The 19,573-nt window shown below is 75.7% G+C and carries 16 protein-coding genes; 12 read left to right on the top strand and 4 right to left on the bottom strand.

The window, feature by feature from the left end; translation table 11 throughout:
- Positions 1 to 8: 8 nt before the first annotated feature.
- The 5 genes from CXR04_RS18655 (at position 9) to CXR04_RS18635 (ending at position 7,435) form a co-directional block, all read left to right on the top strand.
- Positions 9 to 2,285, top strand: a complete 2,277-nt coding sequence (locus tag CXR04_RS18655; protein ID WP_101423514.1) for a copper resistance CopC/CopD family protein — start codon at positions 9 to 11, stop codon at positions 2,283 to 2,285.
- Positions 2,282 to 3,577, top strand: coding sequence for an iron uptake transporter deferrochelatase/peroxidase subunit (efeB, locus tag CXR04_RS18650; RefSeq protein ID WP_101423513.1), 1,296 nt, complete (start codon positions 2,282 to 2,284; stop codon positions 3,575 to 3,577). Before CXR04_RS18655 ends, efeB begins: the two co-directional genes overlap by 4 nt.
- Before the next feature lie 222 nt (positions 3,578 to 3,799).
- Positions 3,800 to 4,735: a prephenate dehydratase gene (gene pheA / locus CXR04_RS18645; protein ID WP_101423512.1), complete on the top strand. Its 936-nt coding sequence runs from the start codon at positions 3,800 to 3,802 to the stop codon at positions 4,733 to 4,735.
- 518 nt (positions 4,736 to 5,253) lie between these two features.
- Positions 5,254 to 6,543: a serine--tRNA ligase gene (gene serS, locus CXR04_RS18640; protein ID WP_101423511.1), complete on the top strand. Its 1,290-nt coding sequence runs from the start codon at positions 5,254 to 5,256 to the stop codon at positions 6,541 to 6,543.
- Between the two features lie 82 nt (positions 6,544 to 6,625).
- A complete protein-coding gene (locus CXR04_RS18635) occupies positions 6,626 to 7,435 on the top strand; it encodes an HAD family hydrolase (RefSeq protein WP_101423510.1) in 810 nt (269 codons plus the stop codon).
- 25 nt (positions 7,436 to 7,460) lie between these two features.
- Here the strand turns inward: CXR04_RS18635 and CXR04_RS18630 are convergent, their stop codons facing one another.
- A complete protein-coding gene (locus CXR04_RS18630) occupies positions 7,461 to 8,216 on the bottom strand; it encodes a sulfite exporter TauE/SafE family protein (RefSeq protein ID WP_101423509.1) in 756 nt (251 codons plus the stop codon).
- A gap of 173 nt (positions 8,217 to 8,389) precedes the next feature.
- Between CXR04_RS18630 and CXR04_RS18625 the strand changes: the two genes are divergently transcribed.
- From CXR04_RS18625 to CXR04_RS18600, 5 genes are all read left to right on the top strand, one after another.
- Entirely contained in the window at positions 8,390 to 9,304 is a 915-nt protein-coding gene (locus CXR04_RS18625; protein WP_101423508.1) for a LysR family transcriptional regulator, read from the top strand.
- A 94-nt stretch (positions 9,305 to 9,398) separates the two neighbouring features.
- Positions 9,399 to 10,010 (top strand): LysE family translocator, encoded by a 612-nt coding sequence (locus tag CXR04_RS18620; RefSeq protein WP_101423507.1) that lies wholly within the window; start codon positions 9,399 to 9,401, stop codon positions 10,008 to 10,010.
- 2 nt (positions 10,011 to 10,012) lie between these two features.
- Complete coding sequence (locus tag CXR04_RS18615) at positions 10,013 to 10,729, top strand: B3/B4 domain-containing protein (RefSeq protein ID WP_234380303.1); 717 nt, start codon at positions 10,013 to 10,015, stop codon at positions 10,727 to 10,729.
- A gap of 117 nt (positions 10,730 to 10,846) precedes the next feature.
- Positions 10,847 to 12,616, top strand: coding sequence for a MocR-like pyridoxine biosynthesis transcription factor PdxR (gene pdxR, locus CXR04_RS18610; RefSeq protein ID WP_234380302.1), 1,770 nt, complete (start codon positions 10,847 to 10,849; stop codon positions 12,614 to 12,616).
- Between the two features lie 34 nt (positions 12,617 to 12,650).
- Positions 12,651 to 13,553 (top strand): alpha/beta fold hydrolase, encoded by a 903-nt coding sequence (locus CXR04_RS18600; RefSeq protein WP_101423506.1) that lies wholly within the window; start codon positions 12,651 to 12,653, stop codon positions 13,551 to 13,553.
- A 286-nt stretch (positions 13,554 to 13,839) separates the two neighbouring features.
- Here CXR04_RS18600 and CXR04_RS18595 read toward each other — a convergent pair whose 3' ends face one another.
- The 3 genes from CXR04_RS18595 to CXR04_RS18585 all read right to left on the bottom strand — a co-directional run bounded on the left by CXR04_RS18595 (position 13,840) and on the right by CXR04_RS18585 (position 17,244).
- Complete coding sequence (locus CXR04_RS18595) at positions 13,840 to 14,628, bottom strand: ABC transporter permease subunit (protein WP_101423505.1); 789 nt, start codon at positions 14,626 to 14,628, stop codon at positions 13,840 to 13,842.
- Positions 14,629 to 14,674: 46 nt separating this feature from the next.
- Complete coding sequence (locus CXR04_RS18590) at positions 14,675 to 16,219, bottom strand: ABC transporter permease subunit (protein ID WP_101423504.1); 1,545 nt, start codon at positions 16,217 to 16,219, stop codon at positions 14,675 to 14,677.
- A gap of 83 nt (positions 16,220 to 16,302) precedes the next feature.
- Positions 16,303 to 17,244 (bottom strand): ABC transporter ATP-binding protein, encoded by a 942-nt coding sequence (locus CXR04_RS18585; protein WP_101423503.1) that lies wholly within the window; start codon positions 17,242 to 17,244, stop codon positions 16,303 to 16,305.
- Positions 17,245 to 17,425: 181 nt separating this feature from the next.
- Between CXR04_RS18585 and CXR04_RS18580 the strand changes: the two genes are divergently transcribed.
- Together CXR04_RS18580 and CXR04_RS18575 are read left to right on the top strand one after the other, a co-directional pair.
- Positions 17,426 to 18,844 carry a sensor histidine kinase gene (locus CXR04_RS18580; protein WP_324842214.1) on the top strand — a complete coding sequence of 473 codons (1,419 nt, stop codon included), beginning with the start codon at positions 17,426 to 17,428 and terminating at the stop codon, positions 18,842 to 18,844.
- Positions 18,841 to 19,533, top strand: a complete 693-nt coding sequence (locus CXR04_RS18575; protein ID WP_101423502.1) for a response regulator transcription factor — start codon at positions 18,841 to 18,843, stop codon at positions 19,531 to 19,533. The genes CXR04_RS18580 and CXR04_RS18575 overlap by 4 nt, the downstream gene beginning before the upstream one ends.
- Positions 19,534 to 19,573 lie beyond the last annotated feature (40 nt).

Raw genomic sequence — 19,573 nt, 5'->3', positions numbered from 1 at the left:
GGCGTGTCATGACCCCAACCGGACAGCTCCACCGAGCCCTTCGCGCATCGATCCGCCGGCGGTCGATGCATCGCAGGGGCGCGCATCGCAGGCGTGCGCTCGGGGCGTTGTGCGCCGCCGTCGCCGCCGTGCTGTGCGTCCTCGTGCCCGGCGCCACCCCGGCCGCCGCGCACGCCGCGCTCACCGGCACCGACCCCGCCGAGGGCTCGGTCGTCCAGGAGGCGCCGCAGGCCGTCACGCTCGACTTCTCCGAGGGCGTCCAGTTGGCCGACGACGCCATCCGCGTCCTCGACCCCGACGGCAACGACGTCACCAAGGGCGGCGCCGCCCACGTCGACGGCAACGCCAAGACGGCGACGACCGCGCTGCGCCCCGGGCTGCCGGACGGCACGTTCACCGTCGTCTGGAAGACCGTGTCCGCCGACAGCCACCCGATCTCCGGCGCCTTCACGTTCTCCGTGGGCAAGCCGTCGAAGACGACGGTGGCGGTGTCAGAGGCGGGCGAGGACAACGGCAGCGCCAAGGCGCTGTACGACACCGGGCGCTACGTGGCGTACGCGGGCTTCGTGCTGCTCGTCGGCGGCGCCGTGTTCGCGGGCGTGTGCGGCGGGCGCAACCGGGTCGTGCGCCGGGTGGCGACCGGCGGCTGGGCGCTGCTGTTCGCGGCCACCGTGGCGCTGCTGCTGCTGCGCGGGCCGTACACGGGCGCGGACTTCGGGCTGGACTCGCTGCGCGACGTGCTGGAGACGCGGCCGGGCACGGCGCTGCTGTCGCGGCTGCTGCTGCTGGGCGCGGCGGCGGTGGTGCTGGCGGTGCTGTTCGGGGTGTACGGGCGGGAGACCGCGCCCGGCGCGAAGGGCGCGCGCGCGGAGGCGAAAGCGAAGGCGGGCGCGGGCGCGGATGATGGTGAGGGTGCCGGTACGGGTACGGGGCCGGACGCCGCAGAGTCGGCCACCGAGCCGGCCGGGCCCGCCGCCGCATCTGCCGCGCAGTCCGCCGCCGACGGGGACGACGCCGCGCGCAGCCGCGACCTGGCCATCGGCCTCGGGCTCGGCGGCGGCGTGGTCGCCGCCGGCCTCGCCGCGACGTGGGGCATGGCCGAGCATGCCTCGACCGGCATCCAGCCGTGGCTGGCCGTGCCGATGACGATGCTGCACCTGCTGGCCGTCGCCGTCTGGCTCGGCGGCCTCGCCTCGCTGGCGCTGAGCCTGCGCCTCGGGCCGCGGGTCCCGTCGTACGTCATACGCCGCTTCTCGCGGCTGGCGCTGACGTCGGTGTCCGTGCTCGCCGCGACCGGGCTGTACCAGGCGTGGCGCGGGCTGGGGAGCTGGGGCGCGCTGACGGACACGTCGTACGGGCAGTTGCTGCTGGTGAAGCTGGGGCTGGTCGCGGTGCTGATCACCGCGGGCTGGACATCGCGGCGCTGGACGCACCGGCTGGCCGGTTCCGGGCTCGCGGCGCGCGCGGAGGAGGCGGGCGAGCCGGCGGAGGCGCAGCTCGTGCACGCCGGCGCCACCGCGGACGCGGGCGGTACCGGCAGGTCCGGCACGGCGGCGACCGCCTCCGGCGGCCCTTCGGACGGCGTCACGATGCCGGCGCAGGGCTCCGGCGCGGGTTCCGGCTCCGGCTCCGTACCGGATGACGACGCCTCCGGCGACGGGCCGGACGCGGAGGACCAGGCCGGCAGCGACGCCGAGCCGCGCGCAGGCGACGACCCCGACCGTGCCGCGCAGCTCGCCCGCCAGCGGGCCGCCGTCGACGCGACCCGCGCGCGCAAGGAGCGCGACTCCGACCCCGTGCGCCGGGGCCTGCGCCAGTCGGTCCTGGTCGAGACCGTTCTCGCCGTCGTACTGCTCTCCGTCGTGACGCTCCTGACGGGCACCCAGCCCGGCAGGGCCGAGACCGAGCAGGCGGCGGCCGAGTCGGCGCAGCGGCAGCCGGCCGGGCCGGTCAAGGTGAAGATCCCGTACGACACGGGCGGGCAGGGCGGCACCGGGACCGCGGAGATCACCGTGGACCCGGGCCGTACCGGCGACAACCAACTGCACATCTACCTCACGGACGCCAACAACCAGCTCCTCAACGTCCCCGAGGTACGGCTCTCCTTCACCCTGGAGGAGAAGAACGTCGGCCCGCTCGACGTCACGCCCACCCCCGTCGAGAACGGGCACTGGGCCGCCACCGGCGTGCAGCTCCCGATGCCCGGGGAGTGGACCCTCCGGATGACCGTGCGCACCTCGCCCATCGACCAGGTGACAGAAGAGAAGAAGTTGACGATCCCGTGAGTTCGACACGTTCCGCCCGTACCGCACCGGAGACAGAGACGGCCGAAGCCCCCCGGCACCCGGTCTCCCGCCGCCGCCTCGTCGGCGCGGCGGGGGCCGCCGGGGCGGCGGGGCTCCTCGCCGGCGGCGCCTCCGGCGCGGCCGCCGCCGAGGCGCTGCGGGACGCGCCCCCCGCGCCGCTGACGTCGATCGGCGCGACGGGGGTGCCGTTCCACGGCACGCACCAGGCGGGCATCACCACCCCGCTGCAGGCCGCGGGCCACTTCGCCGCCTTCGACCTGGCCCCGGGGGCAGGGCGGAAGGAGGCCGCGGCGCTGCTCAAGCGGTGGTCGGCGACGGCCCGCGAGCTGAGCGAGGGCAAGGAGGCGGCGGCCGGCACCGGCAGCGCGCTCGACGCCGGGCCGGCGGCGCTGACCGTGACGTTCGGCTTCGGGCGCACGTTCTTCGACCGCACGGGACTGGCCGCCCGGCGCCCCGACGGGCTCGCCCCGCTGCCGCCGTTCTCCGCCGACGCGCTGGACGCGCGGCGCAGCGACGGCGACGTGTGGCTGCAGATCGGCGCGGACGACGCCCTGGTGGCGTTCGACGCGCTGCGCACGCTCCAGCGCCGGGCGGGCGACGCGGCGGTGCTGCGCTGGCAGATGAGCGGCTTCAACCGCACCCCGGGGGCCACCGACAGGCCCCGTACGGCACGCAACCTGATGGGGCAGGTCGACGGCACCAACAACCCGAAGCCCGAGGACCCGGACTTCGGCAAGCACGTCTTCGTGCCCGCGTCCGCGGGCGGCGGGCAGGAGTGGCTGGCGGGCGGCTCGTACGCCGTGTTCCGCCGGATCCGGATGCTGCTCGACACCTGGGACCACCTGTCGCTGGAGCGGCAGGAGCGCGTGATCGGGCGCCGCAAGCCGGACGGTGCCCCGCTGTCGGGCGGGGAGGAGACGACGCCGGTGGACATGAACAAACAACTCGCGGACGGCTCCCTTGCCATCGCGGGGGACGCGCATGTACGGGTGGCGGCGCCGGAGTCGAACGGCGGGGCGACGATGCTGCGGCGCTCGTTCTCGTACCACGACGGCTATCTGGACACCAAGGACGGACCGGTGCCCGATGCCGGGCTGCTGTTCGTCGCCTGGCAGGCGGATCCGCTGAAGGGGTTCGTGCCGGTGCAACGCAAGCTGGACCGGGGCGACGGTCTCTCGCGCTTCCTGCGGCACGAGGCGAGCGGCCTGTTCGCGGTGCCGGGCGGGGCGGCGGAGGGCGAGTACGTGGGGCAGCGGCTGCTGGAGGGCTGAACGGGGGGGGCCGGTAAGGGGCGTACGGCAGGGGCCGCCCGGTTCTTACGGGCAAGGCCCGCCCGGTTCGTGCGGCACCGTCCCGTCCGGTTCGTACGGGACGGGCGCCCGGCTCCCGTACGGGGGCCGCGCCATGATCGTCCGTTCCCCGGACCGGCACCCCCCGCCCCGCCCCCGTGGGTATCGTGGCCGTCTCGCCGACGCCCACGAGGAGCCGCCCCCATGTCCGCCAGCCGCTTCACCTATCTCGGCCCCGAGGGCACCTTCACCGAGGCCGCGCTGCGGACCCTCCCGGAGGCGGCGACGCGCGAGCTGGTGCCGATGGTCTCGGTGCCGGCGGTGCTGGACTCGGTGCGCAGCGGGGGCGCCGCGGGGGCGCTGGTGCCGATCGAGAACTCCGTGGAGGGCGGCGTGACCGCCACGCTCGACGAGTTGGCGCTCGGCGAGCCGCTGATGATCTACCGCGAGGTGCTGCTGCCGATCGCGTTCGCGCTGCTGGTGCGGCCGGGGACGAAGCTGGCGGACATCAAGACGGTCACCGGGCACCCGGTGGCGCAGCCACAGGTGCGGCGCTGGCTGGCGGGGCATCTGCCGGACGCGGTGTGGGAGTCGTCGGCGTCGAACGCGGACGGCGCGCGGCAGGTGCAGGAGGGCCGGGTGGACGGGGCGTTCGCCGGCGAGTTCGCGGCGTCGGTGTACGGGCTGGAGCCGCTCGTCTCGGACATCCACGACGCGGAGAACGCGGAGACCCGGTTCGTCCTCGTCGGCCGCCCGGCGCGGCCGGCGGCGCCGACGGGCGCGGACAAGACGTCGGTCGTGATCTGGCTCGGCGACGACCACCCGGGCGCGCTGATGGAGCTGCTCCAGGAGTACGCGGTGCGCGGCGTCAACCTGCTGCGCATCGAGTCGCGGCCGACGGGCGAGGGCATCGGGCGGTACTGCTTCTCGGTGGACTGCGAGGGGCACATCACCGACCGCCGGGTGGGCGAGGCGATGATGGGGCTGAAGCGGATCTGCCCGCGGGTGCGGTTCCTCGGTTCGTACCCGCGCGCAGGGCTGTCGCCGGCGGATGTGCAGCCACTGCGGGCGGGGACGTCGGACACGGCCTTCGTGGATGCCTCCGACTGGCTGACGCGGTGTCTGGACGGCCGGGCCTGACCTGGGGTCTGTGCACAGTTCGCAAAGTTATCCACAGGCTGTCGGCGTCGGCTGTGCATAACTCTGCGGCCCGAACGGGCAATGTCGACAAATCTGTCTAGTGACTGATTTCCGGCGTCCAACTGCTCAGATGGTTACTCGTCACGGCAATTCCCTTGATCCACTCTAAGGCGGTAGGCAATTCCGCTCCAAAGGGTGTGTAGCCGGGGGCGTATCGGGGAATTCCTGCGCCAGCACCGGCCCGGCGGAACGATCTTCCCCGACTTCCACAGGCCGCCTCCCCCGCCTGTGGATAACTTTGAGGATCCCCGGCCACCTGTGGAAAAGGATTCCCCAACTGCCGTGCGCACCGCGGACGTACGTTGGCTTTATGTCCTGATTGCACCCTCTCGCACCTTTTCTCCGCACGGCCGCAAGCGCGCTCCGCGAAACCGGCTATTCATCGCAAAGCGCCGAGAAATCCACAGGGGTGGAAATCGGCGTCGAGCCGGTCCGCGTACCCCGGTAACCTGGCTGGCGTGATTGACCTTCGCCTGCTCCGTGAGGACCCCGACCGAGTGCGCGCGTCGCAGCGCGCCCGTGGAGAGGATGTCGGCCTCGTCGACGCGCTGCTCTCCGCCGACGAGCGGCGCAGGTCGTCCAGTACGCGCTTCGACGAGCTGCGGGCCGAGCAGAAGCAGCTCGGCAAGCTGATCCCGCGCGCGCAGGGCGAGGAGAAGCAGGAGCTGCTGCGGCGCACCGGTGAGCTGTCCGCCGCCGTCAAGGCCGCCGACGCCGCGCAGGACGAGGCCGCCGCCGAGACGCAGGCCCTGCTGCTGCGCCTGGCGAACGTGGTGCATCCCGACGTGCCCGTGGGCGGCGAGGACGACTTCACGCTGCTGGAGACCGTCGGCACCCCGCGCGACTTCGCCGCCGAGGGCTTCGAGCCGCGCGACCACCTGGAGCTGGGCCGCATCCTCGGCGCCATCGACACCGAGCGCGCCGCGAAGGTCTCCGGCTCGCGGTTCTACTACCTGACGGGCGTCGGCGCCCTGCTGGAGCTGGCGCTGGTCAACGCGGCGATCGCGCAGGCCACCGCCGCCGGCTTCACCCCGATGCTCACGCCCGCGCTGGTCAAGCCGCGCGCCATGGAGGGCACGGGCTTCCTCGGCCAGGCCGCCGAGGACGTGTACTACCTGGAGCGCGACGACTTCTACCTCGTCGGCACCTCGGAGGTCACGCTCGCGGCGTACCACATGGACGAGATCATCGAGGCCGACCGGCTGCCCCTGCGGTACGCGGGGTTCTCGCCCTGCTTCCGCCGCGAGGCGGGCTCGCACGGCAAGGACACCCGCGGCATCATCCGGGTGCACCAGTTCGACAAGGTCGAGATGTTCTCGTACGTGGCCCCGGAGGACGCGGCGGCGGAGCACGCGCGGCTGCTGGACTGGGAGAAGCAGTGGCTGTCGGCGCTCGGCCTGGCGTACCGGGTGATCGACGTGGCCTCGGGCGACCTGGGCGCGTCGGCCGCGCGGAAGTACGACTGCGAGGCGTGGATCCCGACGCAGGGCAAGTACCGGGAGCTGACGTCGACGTCGGACTGCGGCGAGTTCCAGGCGCGGCGGCTGTCGGTGCGGATGCGCGACGGGCAGGGCCAGAAGAAGGCGGCCCGCCCGCTGGCGACGCTGAACGGGACGCTGTGCGCGGTGCCGCGGACGATCGTGGCCATCCTGGAGACGCACCAGCAGCCGGACGGCTCGGTGGTGGTGCCGGAGGTGCTGCGGCCGTACCTGGGCGGGCGCGATCTGCTGGAGCCGGTCGCGAAATGAGCGGCGGGGGCGGGGCGCGTAGGACTCAGGCGTCGGGCGGCGGGGCGCGTACGGCACGGGCGTCGGGCGGGGGCCGGGCGGCATGAGCGGCGCGCTTCCGTACCGGCTCATCGCGACCGACCTCGACGGCACGCTGCTGCGCAGCGACGAGACGGTCTCGCCGCGCACGCGCGCGGCCATCGACGCGGCGTGCGCGCGGGGCGCGGCGCACATCGTCGTCACCGGCCGGGCCGTGGCCTGGACCCGGCACATACTGGACGAGCTGGGCTACGAGGGCCTGGCGGTCTGCGGCCAGGGCGCGCAGGTGTACGACGCGGGCGCGCACCGGCTGCTGACCTCCGTGACCCTCGACCGGCGCCTCGCCGCCGACGCGGTGGCGAAGCTGGAGGCCGAGGTCGGCAAGGTCGCGGTGGCCGCAAGCGCGGACGGGCTCGCGGGCGAGGTGCTCTTCGGCCCCGGCTTCCGCGCGGTGGCCCGGGAGGACCTGCCGGTCCGCCGGGTGGCGGAGCGCGCCGAGCTGTGGGCGCAGCCGATCGGCAAGCTCTACATCCAGCACCCGGAGCTGGACGACGACGCGCTGACGGCCGCCGCCCGCGACACGGTCGGCGACCTCGTCGAGGTCGTCCTGGCCGGCGCCGACACCGTCGAGGTGCTGCCCCACGGGCTGAGCAAGGCCACGGGCCTGTCGCTCGCGGCCCGCCGCCTGGGGGTCAAGGGCGCGGAGACGATCGCCTTCGGGGACATGCCCAACGACATACCGATGTTCCGGTGGGCCGGCCACGGGGTCGCGATGGCGGGGGCGCACCCGGAGCTGCTCGCGGTGGCGGACGAGGTGACGGGGTCGAACGACGAGGACGGCATCGCGACGGTGCTGGACCGGCTGTTCGGCTAGACAGTAACGGCGGGCAGCTCTGCCGTCAGCGGATGATCATGATGAGCGCGGCGGTGGTCCCGACGGTGACGATGATCGTGCGCATCAGGGTCGGGGTGAGCTTGCGGCCCAGGTGGGCGCCCAGGAAGCCGCCGGCCGTGGAGCCGATGGCGATGATGCCGGCCGCCGTCCAGTCCACGTCGGTGACGATGATGAAGACGATCGACGCCACCGCGTTGACCAGGGCGGCGAGGACGTTCTTGACGGCGTTGAGGCGCTGCAGGTCGTCGCGGACGAAGGTGCCGAACAGGCCCATGAGGATGACGCCCTGGGCGGCCCCGAAGTAGCCGCCGTAGATGCCCGTGCCGAGGACGCCGAACCACATCGGGGTGCCGCCGTCCTTGTCGTCGTCCTCGCTGCGCTCCGCGAGGCGGCGGCTGAGGACGGGCTGGAGGAGGACCAGGGCGCAGGCCGTCAGGATCAGCACGGGGACCACGGCCTGGAACGCCTCGGCGGGCAGTTGCAGGAGCAGCAGCGCGCCGGCCAGGCCGCCGGCGAGGGAGGCGGTGCCGAAGCGCAGTATGCGGCGGCGCTGGCCGCGCAGCTCGCGGCGGTAGCCGTAGACGGCGCCGACGACGCCGGGGACGAGGCCGACCGTGTTGGAGACGTTCGCGAGGACCGGCGGATAGCCGAGGGCGAGGAGCGTCGGGAAGGTGATCAGGGTGCCGGAGCCGACGACCGCGTTCATGCCGCCGGCGACGAGTCCGGCGCCGGCGAGCGCGACGGCTTCGAGCGGTTCCACGGCGGCGTCCTCGTTCCCTTGGGTCGGTTCCGGCGGGGCGTCCCGGCGGGGTGCGGGGCGGTCCCGTTCTGCGTGGTGCGTACAGCGAAGATCGTGGTCATCGTGGGCGCGGCGGTCCCTCCAAGTCAATCCTCGGGTGTTCTTGCAGGTCCCCAAGGGTTAGCTTGACGCGCATGACTCTGGACGACCTGCGGGTGTTCGTCGCCGTGTGCCGGGCGGGGAGCCTGAGCGCGGTGGCGCGGGAGCTGGGCTGTACGCAGTCGGCCGTCAGCCAGCACGTCAAGCGGCTGGAGCGCGAGGTCGGCCTCAGCCTCGTCGAGCGGCATCCGCGCGGCGTGGTGCCCACACACGCCGGGGAACTGCTGCGCGGCGCCGCCGCCGAGGGCATCGGCGGCGTGGACCACGCGCTGCGGCGGCTGCGCGACCTGGCGCGCGGGGACGGCGGCTCGGTGCGGGTGACGACGGGGGCGACGACCGTACGGCACTTCATGTCGGCGGCGGTCGTCGCGTTCCGCGAGCGGTATCCGCAGGTCAGCCTGGAGTTCCAGACGGAGAACTCCAGCCGCGGCTGCGTCGCAGCGCTGGCCGCGGGCGGCGCCGACCTGGCGTGGATCACGATCGCCGCGCCGGTACGGGGCGTGGAACTGCGGCGCGCGGCGGAGCTGCGGTGGGTGCTGGCCGTACGGGAGGGCGATCCGCTGGCGGAGCGGTCGGCGGTGGGGGCGGCGGACCTGGCGGCGGTGCGGCTCATCGGGCTGCCGGGGAACTCGAGTTCGCGGGCGCATCTGGAGGCGTGGTTCGCGGAGTCGGGGGTGCGGCTGCCGGCGTTCGACACGTCGGTCGCGGACTGGGACACGGCGATCCTGCTGGCGGAGCTGGGGCTCGGCTACGCCGTCGTACCGGAGCTGCCGGGGTGGCGGGACGGGCGGCATCCGGGGGTGCGGCTGGTGCCCGTACCGGAGCTGCCGCCGCTGTGGGCGGGGTGGGCGGTGCGGCGGTGGGCGGCGCTGTCGCCGCTGGCGCGGGCGTTCGCGGACATGGTGGCGGCGGGGGTGGACGCTGAAGGGGCCGTCATTATGGACTCGTGATCTCGGTCCTCTTTGGCTCTGCCCGGCAGGCCATCGGTGGGCGAGGCTGGGTGGCGTTCCGCCGTAGCCGAATCGCCACCGCCGGAGGCCCTCCGTGAGCATCGCCTTCCTGCTGACCACGCTCGTCGTGGTCGTCACGCCGGGCACCGGCGTGGTCTACACCCTCGCCGCCGGGCTGTCCCACGGCCGGCGGGCGAGCGTGGTCGCCGCGTTCGCCTGCACGCTCGGCACCGTCCCGCACGTCGTCGCGACCGTCACCGGGCTGGCGGCGCTGCTGCACGCCAGCGCCGTGGCGTTCGAGGTGGTGAAGTACCTGGGGGTCGCATACCTGCTGTACATGGCGTGGTCGACACTGCGCGACAAGGAGGCCCTGGTCGTCGAGGACGCCGCGGCGGCCGGGCCGCAGCCGGTGGGGCGGGTGATCGTCTCGGGCGTGCTGCTCAACGTGCTCAACCCGAAGCTGACGATGTTCTTCGTGGCGTTCCTGCCGCAGTTCGTGCCGGCGGGCCAGGAGGGGTCGGTGGCGGCGATGCTGCGGCTGAGCGCGGTGTTCATGGGACTGACGTTCGCGGTGTTCGTGGCGTACGGGCTGTGCGCGGCGGCCGTACGCGGGCACGTGCTGGGGCGGCCGCGGGTGATGACGGGGATCCGGCGGGTGTTCGCGGTGTCGTTCCTGGGGCTGGGCGCGAAGCTGGCGGTGGCGTGACGATGCGGTTCGGGCATGCGGAGGAGCTGCGGGCGGAGTTTCCGGAGCTGGCGGCGGGGGTGCTCTACGGGGAGTTCGGGGGTGCTCCCGGGCCGGGCGGGGGCTCGGAGCTGGAGGCGCGGGTCGGGGCGTACACGGACATCGCGCGGAAGCGGCTGGCGGCGGGCACGGAGGGGGAGTTCCCCGAGGTGCGGGCCTGGCGGCGGACGTACACGCGGCTGGGGCTGCGGCCGACGCAGTACCGGTGCGCGTCGGAGTCGCTGCTGCGGCGGCTGCGGCGGGAGGGGTCGCTGCCGCGGATCCACCCGGTGGTGGACCTGTGCAACGCGGTCTCCGTGGCGTATGCGATTCCCGTCGCGGTGCTGGACGCCGACCGGATCGCGGAGCCGTGGCTGGAGGTGCGCCGGGCGCGCGGCGACGAGACGTACACGACGTTCGGCGGCGGGAGCGAGCATCCGGCGGCGGGGGAAGTGACCTTCGCCGACTCGGCGGGGCGGGCGCATGCGCGGCGCTGGACGAACCGGCAGAGCGGGTATTCGGCGGTCGGCGAGGCGACGCGGCGGGTGCTGGTGGTGGCGGAGGCCGTGCACGAGACGGCTGCCGCGGATGTGGCGGAGCTGACGGGTGCGGTTCAGGGGGAACTGGAGCGGCTGTGGGGCATGGCACCGAAGGCGGCGCTGCTGACGGCGGGGGAGCCGGAATTCGTGTTCGGGGAGTGAGGCGCGGAGTGGGGCCACGGGTGCGTACGGCGGGCGGCGCCGGCTGAGGAACCCGGTCTGAGCTGGGGCAACGCGCTTCGGCGGGGCGTTGTCAGTGGGCCGTGCCACCATGGCTCCATGAACGGGGTGGAGAAAGCGGCCTCTGAGAGGTCCAAAGCGTCCGGGTCGGATTTCCTGCAGCTCGACGTCGGGGACGCACCGGCGGGCGGTATGGCGGACTGGCTGGCGTGGCGGCTGCGGGAGGCGATCGCGGACGGCCGGCTGGCGGTGGGCGGCCGGCTGCCGCCGACGCGGGTGCTGGCGGCGGAGCTGCGGGTGTCGCGCGGCGTGGTCACGGAGGCGTACCGGCGGCTGACGGAGGACGGGCACGTCGAGGGGCGGCGGCGCGGGGGCACGGTGGTGGTCGCGGCCCCGGTGGACGCCGGTCCCGGCCCCCGGGCGGCCGGGCCGGAACAGCCGGCCGTGTTCTTCCCCGCCGCGCCCGGGCCCGAGGCGTTCGAAGTCCTCCGCGCCGCCCCGGCGTCGATCGACCTCACCCCCGGGCTGCCGGACCTCGCCGCGTTCCCGCGCGCCGCCTGGCTGCGCGCAGAGCGGGCCGTGCTCGCCGAGCTGTCCGCCGCCGACCTCGGCTACGGCGACCCGCACGGCGCCCCCGCGCTGCGCCGGGCCGTCGCCGGCTGGCTCGCCCGGAACCGCGGCATCCGCGCCGACCCCGACGACGTCGTCGTCGTCGCCGGCACCGCCCAGGCGCTCACCCTGCTGCACCCGGTGCTGCGGGCCGACGGCGTGGGGGCGGTGGCGGTGGAGGACCCCGGTTCGCTCGGCACACGCCAGCATCTGGAGAACGGCGGGCTGGACATCCTCCCGGTGCCGGTCGATGCCGACGGCATACGTGTCGACGGGCTGCGCGCCACCGGCGCGCGTGCGGTGCTCCTCACCCCGGCGCACCAGTTCCCGACCGGGGCGGTGCTCAGCGGCGAGCGCCGCCGCGAGCTGCTGCGCTGGGCGGAGGACGGCGGCGGGCTCGTACTCGAGGACGACTACGACGCCGAGCACCGCTACGACCGGCCCCCGGTGCCCGCGCTGCGGACGATGCTCGCCGAGCGCGTCTGCTACATGGGCAGCGTGTCGAAGCTGCTGGCGCCGGCGCTGCGGGTGGGCTGGGTGGTGCCGCCGCCCGGGTACCGGGACGCGCTGGTGAACGCCAAGCGCTTCACCGACCTGGGTAACGCGGTGCTGCCGCAGCTCGTGCTGGCACGGCTGATGGAGTCGGGGGAGCTGGAGCGGCACCTGCGGCTGCTCCGCGGGCGGCACCGGCGGCGGCGGGACGCGATGATCGCGGCGATCGCGGAGCACCTGCCGGGCGCGGTGGTGCACGGGGCGGCGGCGGGGCTGCATCTGACGGTGACGTTCGACGGGGCGGGCGGGTCCGGTTCGTACGGGGAAGGCGGGACGGACGCGGGACGCGGGACGAGTGGCGGACGCGGGACGGACGGGGGGCGCGGGACGGACGGGGGGCGCGGGACGGACGGCGGGCGCGGGACGGACGGGGGGCGCGGGACGGACGGCGGGCGCGGGACGGACGGCGGGCGCGGGACGGACGGGGGACGCGGGATGGACGGGGGGCGCGGGCGTGGGCCGGACGGGGAGGCGGCAGCAGAGGCGGTCGGCGCGGGACGGACGGGGACAGCCGCTCCGGCGTTGACGGGGGTGACCGATACGGAGTTGGCGGCGGCGGCGCTCAGTTGCGGCGTCAAGGTGCAGCCCCTGTCCTGGCATCGCCTCCGGCCCGGCCCGCCCGGCCTGGTCCTCGGCTACGCGGCGAGCCACCCCGACGCCGTGACCGAGGGGGTGCGGCTGCTGGGACGGGCACTGCGGGGGAGGTAGCGGGCCGGGGCAACGGCGGGGATAGCGTGCGGAGATGGGCGGTGAGAGCACGGGACGGACGGGCGGCGGGGTCGTGGCCGCCGGGGACGGAGCGCGGCTGTGGGCCGTGCGGCAGGGGGACGGCGCGGTGCCGGTGGTGTTCTGCCACGGCGGGCCGGGGCTGTGGGACACCCTCGGGGACGTAGCGGAGCTCCTGGCCGGGGCAGCGGCCTCGTACCGGTGGGACCAGCGCGGGTGCGGGCGGTCCGAGGGCCGGGACGGGCCGTTCACGATGGCGCGCGCGATCGCCGATCTCGACGCCGTACGGGCGCACTTCGGGCTGGCGCGGCCCGTGCTCCTCGGGCACTCGTGGGGCGCGAGCCTCGCCCTGCGGTACGCGCTGGCGCACCCGGAGCGGGTGAGCGGGCTCGTCTACGTGTCGGGCACCGGCATCGACCCGCAGCAGACCTGGCGCCCCGCGTTCCTCGGGAACCTCGACGCCGCGCTCGGCTCGCAGGGGCCGCGGCTGCGGGAGTTGTGGGCGCGGGCGGCGCGGGACGGCGGCCGGGGTACGGCGGAGGAGCGGGCGGCCTGCGTACTGCAGTGGTCGGCGGACTTCGTACCGCCGGCGGGTCCGCGGGCGGTGGCGGAGGCCGAGCGGATGGCGACGCCCTTCTTCGGGGTGAACGCCGAGGCGAACGCGGCGCTGGTCGCCGAGGAGGGGAAGGAGCTGGTGTCGGCCGGACTGCGCGGAAGGTGTGCGGAGTTGGAGGTGCCGGTGCTGGTCGTGGACGGGGAGGCGGACATCCGGCCGCGGACGGCGGTGGACTCGCTGGTGGCGGCGTTGCCGCGGGTGGAGCGGGTGGTGCTGGCCGGGGCGGGACACCTGCCGTGGTCGGAGGCGCCGGCGGAGTTCGGGGAGGCGGTGACGGGGTTCCTGGAGGGGGTTCGGGGGTGACGGGACGGGAGTGACGGCTGGGCTCGTACGGGCCGATGACGGCCGGATCGGCCGGGCCGGTTCGCTCGTACGGCCGGGCCAACGGGCGCGTACAGCCGGACCCCTGGGCGCGTACGGCCGGGCCCCTGGGCGCGTACGGCCGGGCCCCTGGGCGCGTAGGACCGGCCACCAGGCTCGTACAGCCGGGCCCCGCGCTCGGACCCGCGGGGCCGCCGGGGTCGTACGGGCCGGGCACGCGGCCGGCTTGGCGGCGCGCGGGTTCCGGGTGTCCGGGCTTGGCCCCGTCTCACGCGTCGCGGCGGTGCAGTACCGCCGCGCCCAGTGCCAGCGCCGCCGCCGACCACGCGGCCAGTACCCCGAGCCCCGCCCACGGTCCGATCGGCAACTCCGCCGTGTCCACCGTCGACTGCACCGCGAGACCCGCCGACGCCGGCCCGTAGCGCTGGAACCGCTCGACCCACTCCGGATCCGACAGCATCCCCGCGACCAGCGGCGACGCGTACAGCACCCCCAGGCACGCCGCGACCGCACCCGCCGTGTCGCGCAGCGCCGCGCCGAGGCCCAGCGCCAGCAGCGCGACCAGCACCAGGTACAGCGCCGTCCCGAAGCCGGCCCGCAGCACCGGCCCCGCCCCCAGGTCGTACGCGGTGAAGCCCGCCGGCACCAGCGCCCGCCCCGCGAGCAGCGCGCCCAGCACCCCCGCGCCGCCCGCGACCAGCACCGCGGCGCCGACCACCGCGGACTTCGCGGCGAGTACCCGCAGCCGGCCGGGTACGGCGGTCAGCGTCGTACGGATCGTGCCCGTGCCGTACTCGGCCGTGAACGCCAGCGACGCGAGCACCGCGACCGCCGCCTGCCCGGCCCACACGCCCACCAGGCTGGTTTTCACGACGTCCTCGCGGCAGCCGGCCGGCGGGCAGTGCGCCGTGGACAGCCCGCTGACCGCGCCCGCGCCGACCGCCGCGGTGACGGCGGCGACGGCGAGGAGCAGCCACCAGGTGCTGGGGACGGTACGCAGCTTGGTCCACTCCGCCCGCGCCGCGTACCCCGCGTCCCGTACGCCCCCGAACGCCACCCGCGCCCCGGGTACATGCCGCCGCCCCTGTCGTCCGCGCCGCCCCTCACGCATCGCGCCGCCGCAGCCGCCACGCCGCCAGCGCCAGCGCCACCGCCGCCCACACCGCCAGCACCCCGAGCCCCGCCCACGGCCCCTGCGGCATGCACCCGTCCTCCGGCAGGCACACCGTCTCCACCTGCTCGTACCGCGGCGTCGTGCTCTGCACCCCGAACCCCGCCACCGGCGTCACCCGGAACAGCCACTCCACCGCCCCCAGCGGCAGCCCCCCGCCCAGCACCAGCGGCAGTACGAACAGCACCACCACGATCGTCACCGCCGCCGCCGTGTGCCGCAACAGCGCCCCGAGCCCCAGCGCGAACAGCGCCACCAGCGCCAGCAGCAGCCCCGTGCCCACCACCGCCCGCAGCGCGGGACCGTCGGTCAGCGACACCTCCGGGAACTGCGGCGGCCGGTGCCCGCCCGCCCGCAACGCCCGCTGCCCCACCAGGAACGACACCACCGCCGCCGCCAGCCCCGCCGCGAACGCGACCGCCGCGAGCACCGTGCCCTTCGCCGCCAGCGCCCGCCCGCGGCGCGGCCCGGCGGTGAACGTCGTACGGATCATGCCCCGCTTGTACTCGGCGGTGATGAACAGCACGCCCAGCGCCGCGAACGCGATCAGCCCGACCTGCGCCCCCGCCAGGCTCATCCACGTCAGGTCCCCCGCGGGCGGGAGCGGCCCGATGTCGCCGGAGCCGGTGACGGTGAACGTGCCGCCGGTGCGCTCGGTGCCGCCGGCCGGGCCGTTCGCCGCCGCCGGGCCGGACGCCGGCCCCACGGCCTCGTCCCGCCAGTCCGTACGCGGATCACCCTTGCCCGCGCCGCCGGCCGCGCCGCCGGAGCCGCCCCCTTCGAGGCGTACGTTGTCGAACACCCCCGTCGCCGCGCTCGGCCCCGCCCCGATGCTCAGCGACCCGAACGACCGCTCCACCCGCACCGTCTCCGGCGCCGCCACGAACAGCCCCGCCCGCGCCGTGTCCGGCAGCCCGGCGGCGGGCACGCTGCCGACCTCGCGCCAGCGTTCGCCGTCGGCGGACTCGTAGCCGGTGAGCCGGTCGCCCTCGCGCACCAGCCGCAGCCACACCGGGGCGTCCCCGGCCGCGGTGCCGCCGGCGACGTCGTGCTCGAACCCGTACTGCAGCCGCACCCCGTGTCCCGCGGTGCGCATCAGCGCCACATACGGACTCCCCGGTTCCGTACCCGCCTTCACGATCACACCGGCCTTCGCCCACGGCGCGTCCGTGCCCTCGCCCAGCGTCAGGTCCGTCACCCGCGCGGTCACGCTGCCGTCGCCGGCCAGCGGCCGGTGCACGAAACGGAACGAGTCCGCGACCCGGGCCGCCGCTTCCGTACCGGAGCCACCGCCGTCGTCGGACGTGGCCGTCTCGCTGCCGCCCGCCGACACCAGGGACACCAGCACCGTGACGACCGCACCCGCAAGCAGCGTGAGCAGCCACCGGTCGACACTGCGCAATTTCGTGAACTCGGCGCGCAGCAACTGCCAGAAGCCGGCACGCGCGGGCGGCAGCTTCGAACGGTACGGAGCCACACCCCCGGCACCGGTGCCCGCACCCGCGCCCGAATCCACACCCGTCCCCGTACCGGAACCGGCACCCGTACCCGTACCCGTACTCACAGCGGACCCTCCCCCTCCCGGCCGGCGGCGAACTCCGCCTCGCCGCGCGTCAGCTCCATGTACGCCTCCTCCAGCGACGCCCGGTGCGCCGCCAGTTCCGAGAACGGCACCGCCCCCGCGCCCAGCAGCTCCGCGACCCGCTCCGCCGGCAGCCCCGACACCGTCAGCGACTCCCGGCCCGTCGCCGCCACCGTCGCTCCCGCCGCCGCCAGCACCGTCATCGCCCGCTCCCGCGCCCCCGTACGCAGCGCGACCCGGCTGCCGGACGCCGCGGCCAGCACCTCGGCCACCGGCATGTCCGCGACGAGCCGGCCGCGGCCGATGACCACCAGGTGGTCCGCGGTGTCCTCCAGTTCGCTCATCAGATGGCTGGAGACGAGCACCGCCCGGCCCTCCGCCGCCAGTCGGCGCAGAAAGCCGCGTATCCAGCGGATGCCCTCCGGATCCAGGCCGTTGACCGGCTCGTCGAAGAGCAGCACCGGCGGGTCGCCGAGGAGCGCGGCGGCGATGCCGAGGCGCTGGCGCATCCCCAGCGAGTAGCCGCCGGCCCGCCGCCGCCCCGCCGGAGCCAGACCCACCTGCTCCAGCAACTCGTCGACGCGGCGCGGCGGCAGCCCGTGCGAGTGCGCCAGCCACAGCAGATGGTCGCGCCCGCGCCGGCTGGGGTGCACGGCCGCCGCGTCCAGCGCGGCGCCGACCTGCTGCAGCGGACGGCGCAGCGCCGCGTACGGGCGGCCGCCGACCAGCGCGCTGCCCGCGTCCGGGGCGTCGAGGCCCAGGACGATGCGCATGGTGGTGGACTTCCCGGCCCCGTTGGGGCCGACGAACCCGGTGACCTGACCGGGCACGACCGTGAACGACAGGCCGTCCACGGCGGCGACGGGACCGAAGCGCTTGCGCAGCTCCCGGACCTCGATGGTTGCTTCTGACGCTGCCATGGTGAGGAGGCTACGAACCGGGCGGCAGGCCGGTCGTCACGCGGGGGAGGAGTCCTGCGGGCGGCGGGGTAGCTCGTGTGGGGGACGCGATCGTCCAGGGCGGGAGGGACGCCGGAAGGGGCGTACGCAGGGACAATGGCGGGGTGACGGGAGCACGGGGGAGCGGGCGGGGGGTACGGGCGTGACGCGCGGGGCGGAGGGTACGTACGCGAAGGACGCCGGCCGCCGCGCACAGCACGCCGGCCGTAGCGCGAAGGACTCCGACCGCTCCGCGCAGGACACCGGCCGCTCCGCGACAGAGGCCGACCGCTCCGCGCAGGACACCGGCCGTTCCACGCAGGACGCCGACCGGACGCCCGACGCGGACCGTACGACCGCCCGCCGCGCCCCGGCTCCCCCGCTCCGCCGCCTCGCCTCCTCCCCCGACGGGCCCGTCGCCGCCGCCGCGCTCCTCGCCCTCCTCGCCGCCGTCGGCACCGTCCTGCGCGCCGGCGCCGGCGACCGCCTCACCGCAGCCCTGCTCCTCGCCTTCGGCGCCACCGCCCCCGTCGCGCTGCTACGCACCCACCCCACCCCCGCCGCCGTCCTCGCCACCGCCGCGAACGCCCCGCTCACCGCCCTCCTCGGCGCCCCCGTCGCCGCCGGCGTCGCCGCGCAGGCGCTCCTCCTGCACCGCCTCGCCCGCCACGGCACCCGCCGCGCCCGCACCCTCGCCGTCCTCCTCGTACTGCCGCTCGCCGGCTACGCCGTCGGCGACCCCGGCGCCACCGAAGGCGGCCGGCTCGACGCCGCAGGCCGGCTGCTCGCCGTAGCCGCCGCCGTCCTCCTCGCCGCCGCCACCGGCACCGGCCTCGCCCGCCGCGCCCGCAGCACCGCCGCCGCCCACAGCGCCACCGAACGCGCCATCGCGCACACCCTCTACGAGCACGCCGCCCGCGGCGAACGCGCCCGCATCGCCCGCGAACTCCACGACGTCGTCGCCCACCACATCTCGATGATCTCCGTACAGGCGGAAACCGCCCGCCTCACCACCCCCGGCCTCCCCGACGAAGGCGCCCGCAAGCTCCGCGACATCGGCGACACCGCCCGCACCGCCCTCACCGAGATGCGCCGCCTCCTCGGCGTACTGCGCGAAGACGCCGGCGCCGCCCCCGCGGAACGCCGCCCCCCGCCCGGCCTCGCCCAGCTCAACGAACTCCTCGACGGCGCCCGCGACACCGCAGGAGCCGGCGTCCGGCTCATCGTCAGCGGCGCCGTACGCCCCCTCGGCACCGGCATCGAACTCACCGCGTACCGCATCGTGCAGGAAGCCCTCACCAACGCCCGCCGGCACGCCCCCGGCGCCGCCGTCGACGTCGAACTCCACTACACCGACGCCGCCCTGCGCCTGCGCATCCGCGACAACGGCCCCGGCCCGCGGCCGGGTCACGGCCACGGCCACGGCCCCGCGGACGGCGGGCACGGGCTGCTCGGCATGCGCGAACGCGCCACCGCCGTCGGCGGCCGGCTCCGCAGCGGCCCCGCGGCGGGCGGCGGCTTCCTCCTCGAAGCGACCCTCCCCGCACACGCCCCTACGGGCAGGGAGGAAACGGCCGCATGACCGGCCCCGCGGACACGGGCACCGTGCGCGTCGTCGTCGCCGACGACCACGAAGTCGTACGCGCCGGCTTCGCCGGACTCCTCGCCACCCAGCCCGACTTCGACGTCGTCGGCACCGCGCACGACGGCGCCGACGCGGTCCGCGTCTGCCGCGCCCGGCGGCCCGACGTCGTGCTCATGGACGTCCGCATGCCCGGCGTCGACGGCATCGAGGCCACCGCCCGCCTCACCGCGGAGCCGCCGCACCCGAAGGTGCTGATCCTCACCACCTTCGACCTCGACGAGTACGTCTACGACGCCCTCGCCGCCGGCGCCAGCGGCTTCCTGCTCAAGGACGTCACGGCGGAGCGGCTCTTCGACGCGGTGCGCGTCGTCGCGGCCGGCGAGGCGCTGCTCGCGCCGGGGGTCACCCGGCGGCTGATCGCCGAGTTCGCGCGGCTGCGCGCGGCGCGGCCGGAACGGGACGGGGCGGCGGCGCCGCTGGCCGCGCTGACGCCGCGCGAGACGGAGGTGCTGCGGCTCCTGGCCGAGGGACTGTCCAACCCCGAACTCGCCGCACGCCTGCACGTCGGCGAGGAGACGGTGAAGACGCACGTCAGCCGGCTGCTGGCCAAGCTCGGGCTGCGGGACCGTACGCAGGCGGTGGTCATGGCGTACGAAACGGGCCTCGTCGTCCCCGGCACCCGCTGACGCCCCGCGACAACCGGCCCTCGGGGCTCCGGCCCCGGCT

The sequence above is a fragment of the Streptomyces sp. CMB-StM0423 genome, from assembly GCF_002847285.1.
Taxonomy (GTDB): domain Bacteria; phylum Actinomycetota; class Actinomycetes; order Streptomycetales; family Streptomycetaceae; genus Streptomyces.
This window is presented reverse-complemented; position numbering and strand designations above follow the sequence as displayed.

Excerpts from the sequence above, each read along its gene's own strand:
- CXR04_RS18655 (WP_101423514.1), top strand. The coding sequence starts at position 9 with ATGACCCCAACCGGACAGCTCCACCGAGCCCTTCGCGCATCGATCCGC.
- pheA (WP_101423512.1), top strand. The coding sequence starts at position 3,800 with ATGTCCGCCAGCCGCTTCACCTATCTCGGCCCCGAGGGCACCTTCACC.
- CXR04_RS18635 (WP_101423510.1), top strand. The coding sequence starts at position 6,626 with ATGAGCGGCGCGCTTCCGTACCGGCTCATCGCGACCGACCTCGACGGC.
- CXR04_RS18625 (WP_101423508.1), top strand. The coding sequence starts at position 8,390 with ATGACTCTGGACGACCTGCGGGTGTTCGTCGCCGTGTGCCGGGCGGGG.
- CXR04_RS18615 (WP_234380303.1), top strand. The coding sequence starts at position 10,013 with ATGCGGTTCGGGCATGCGGAGGAGCTGCGGGCGGAGTTTCCGGAGCTG.
- pdxR (WP_234380302.1), top strand. The coding sequence starts at position 10,847 with ATGAACGGGGTGGAGAAAGCGGCCTCTGAGAGGTCCAAAGCGTCCGGG.
- CXR04_RS18600 (WP_101423506.1), top strand. The coding sequence starts at position 12,651 with ATGGGCGGTGAGAGCACGGGACGGACGGGCGGCGGGGTCGTGGCCGCC.
- CXR04_RS18585 (WP_101423503.1), bottom strand. The coding sequence starts at position 17,244 with ATGGCAGCGTCAGAAGCAACCATCGAGGTCCGGGAGCTGCGCAAGCGC.
- CXR04_RS18575 (WP_101423502.1), top strand. The coding sequence starts at position 18,841 with ATGACCGGCCCCGCGGACACGGGCACCGTGCGCGTCGTCGTCGCCGAC.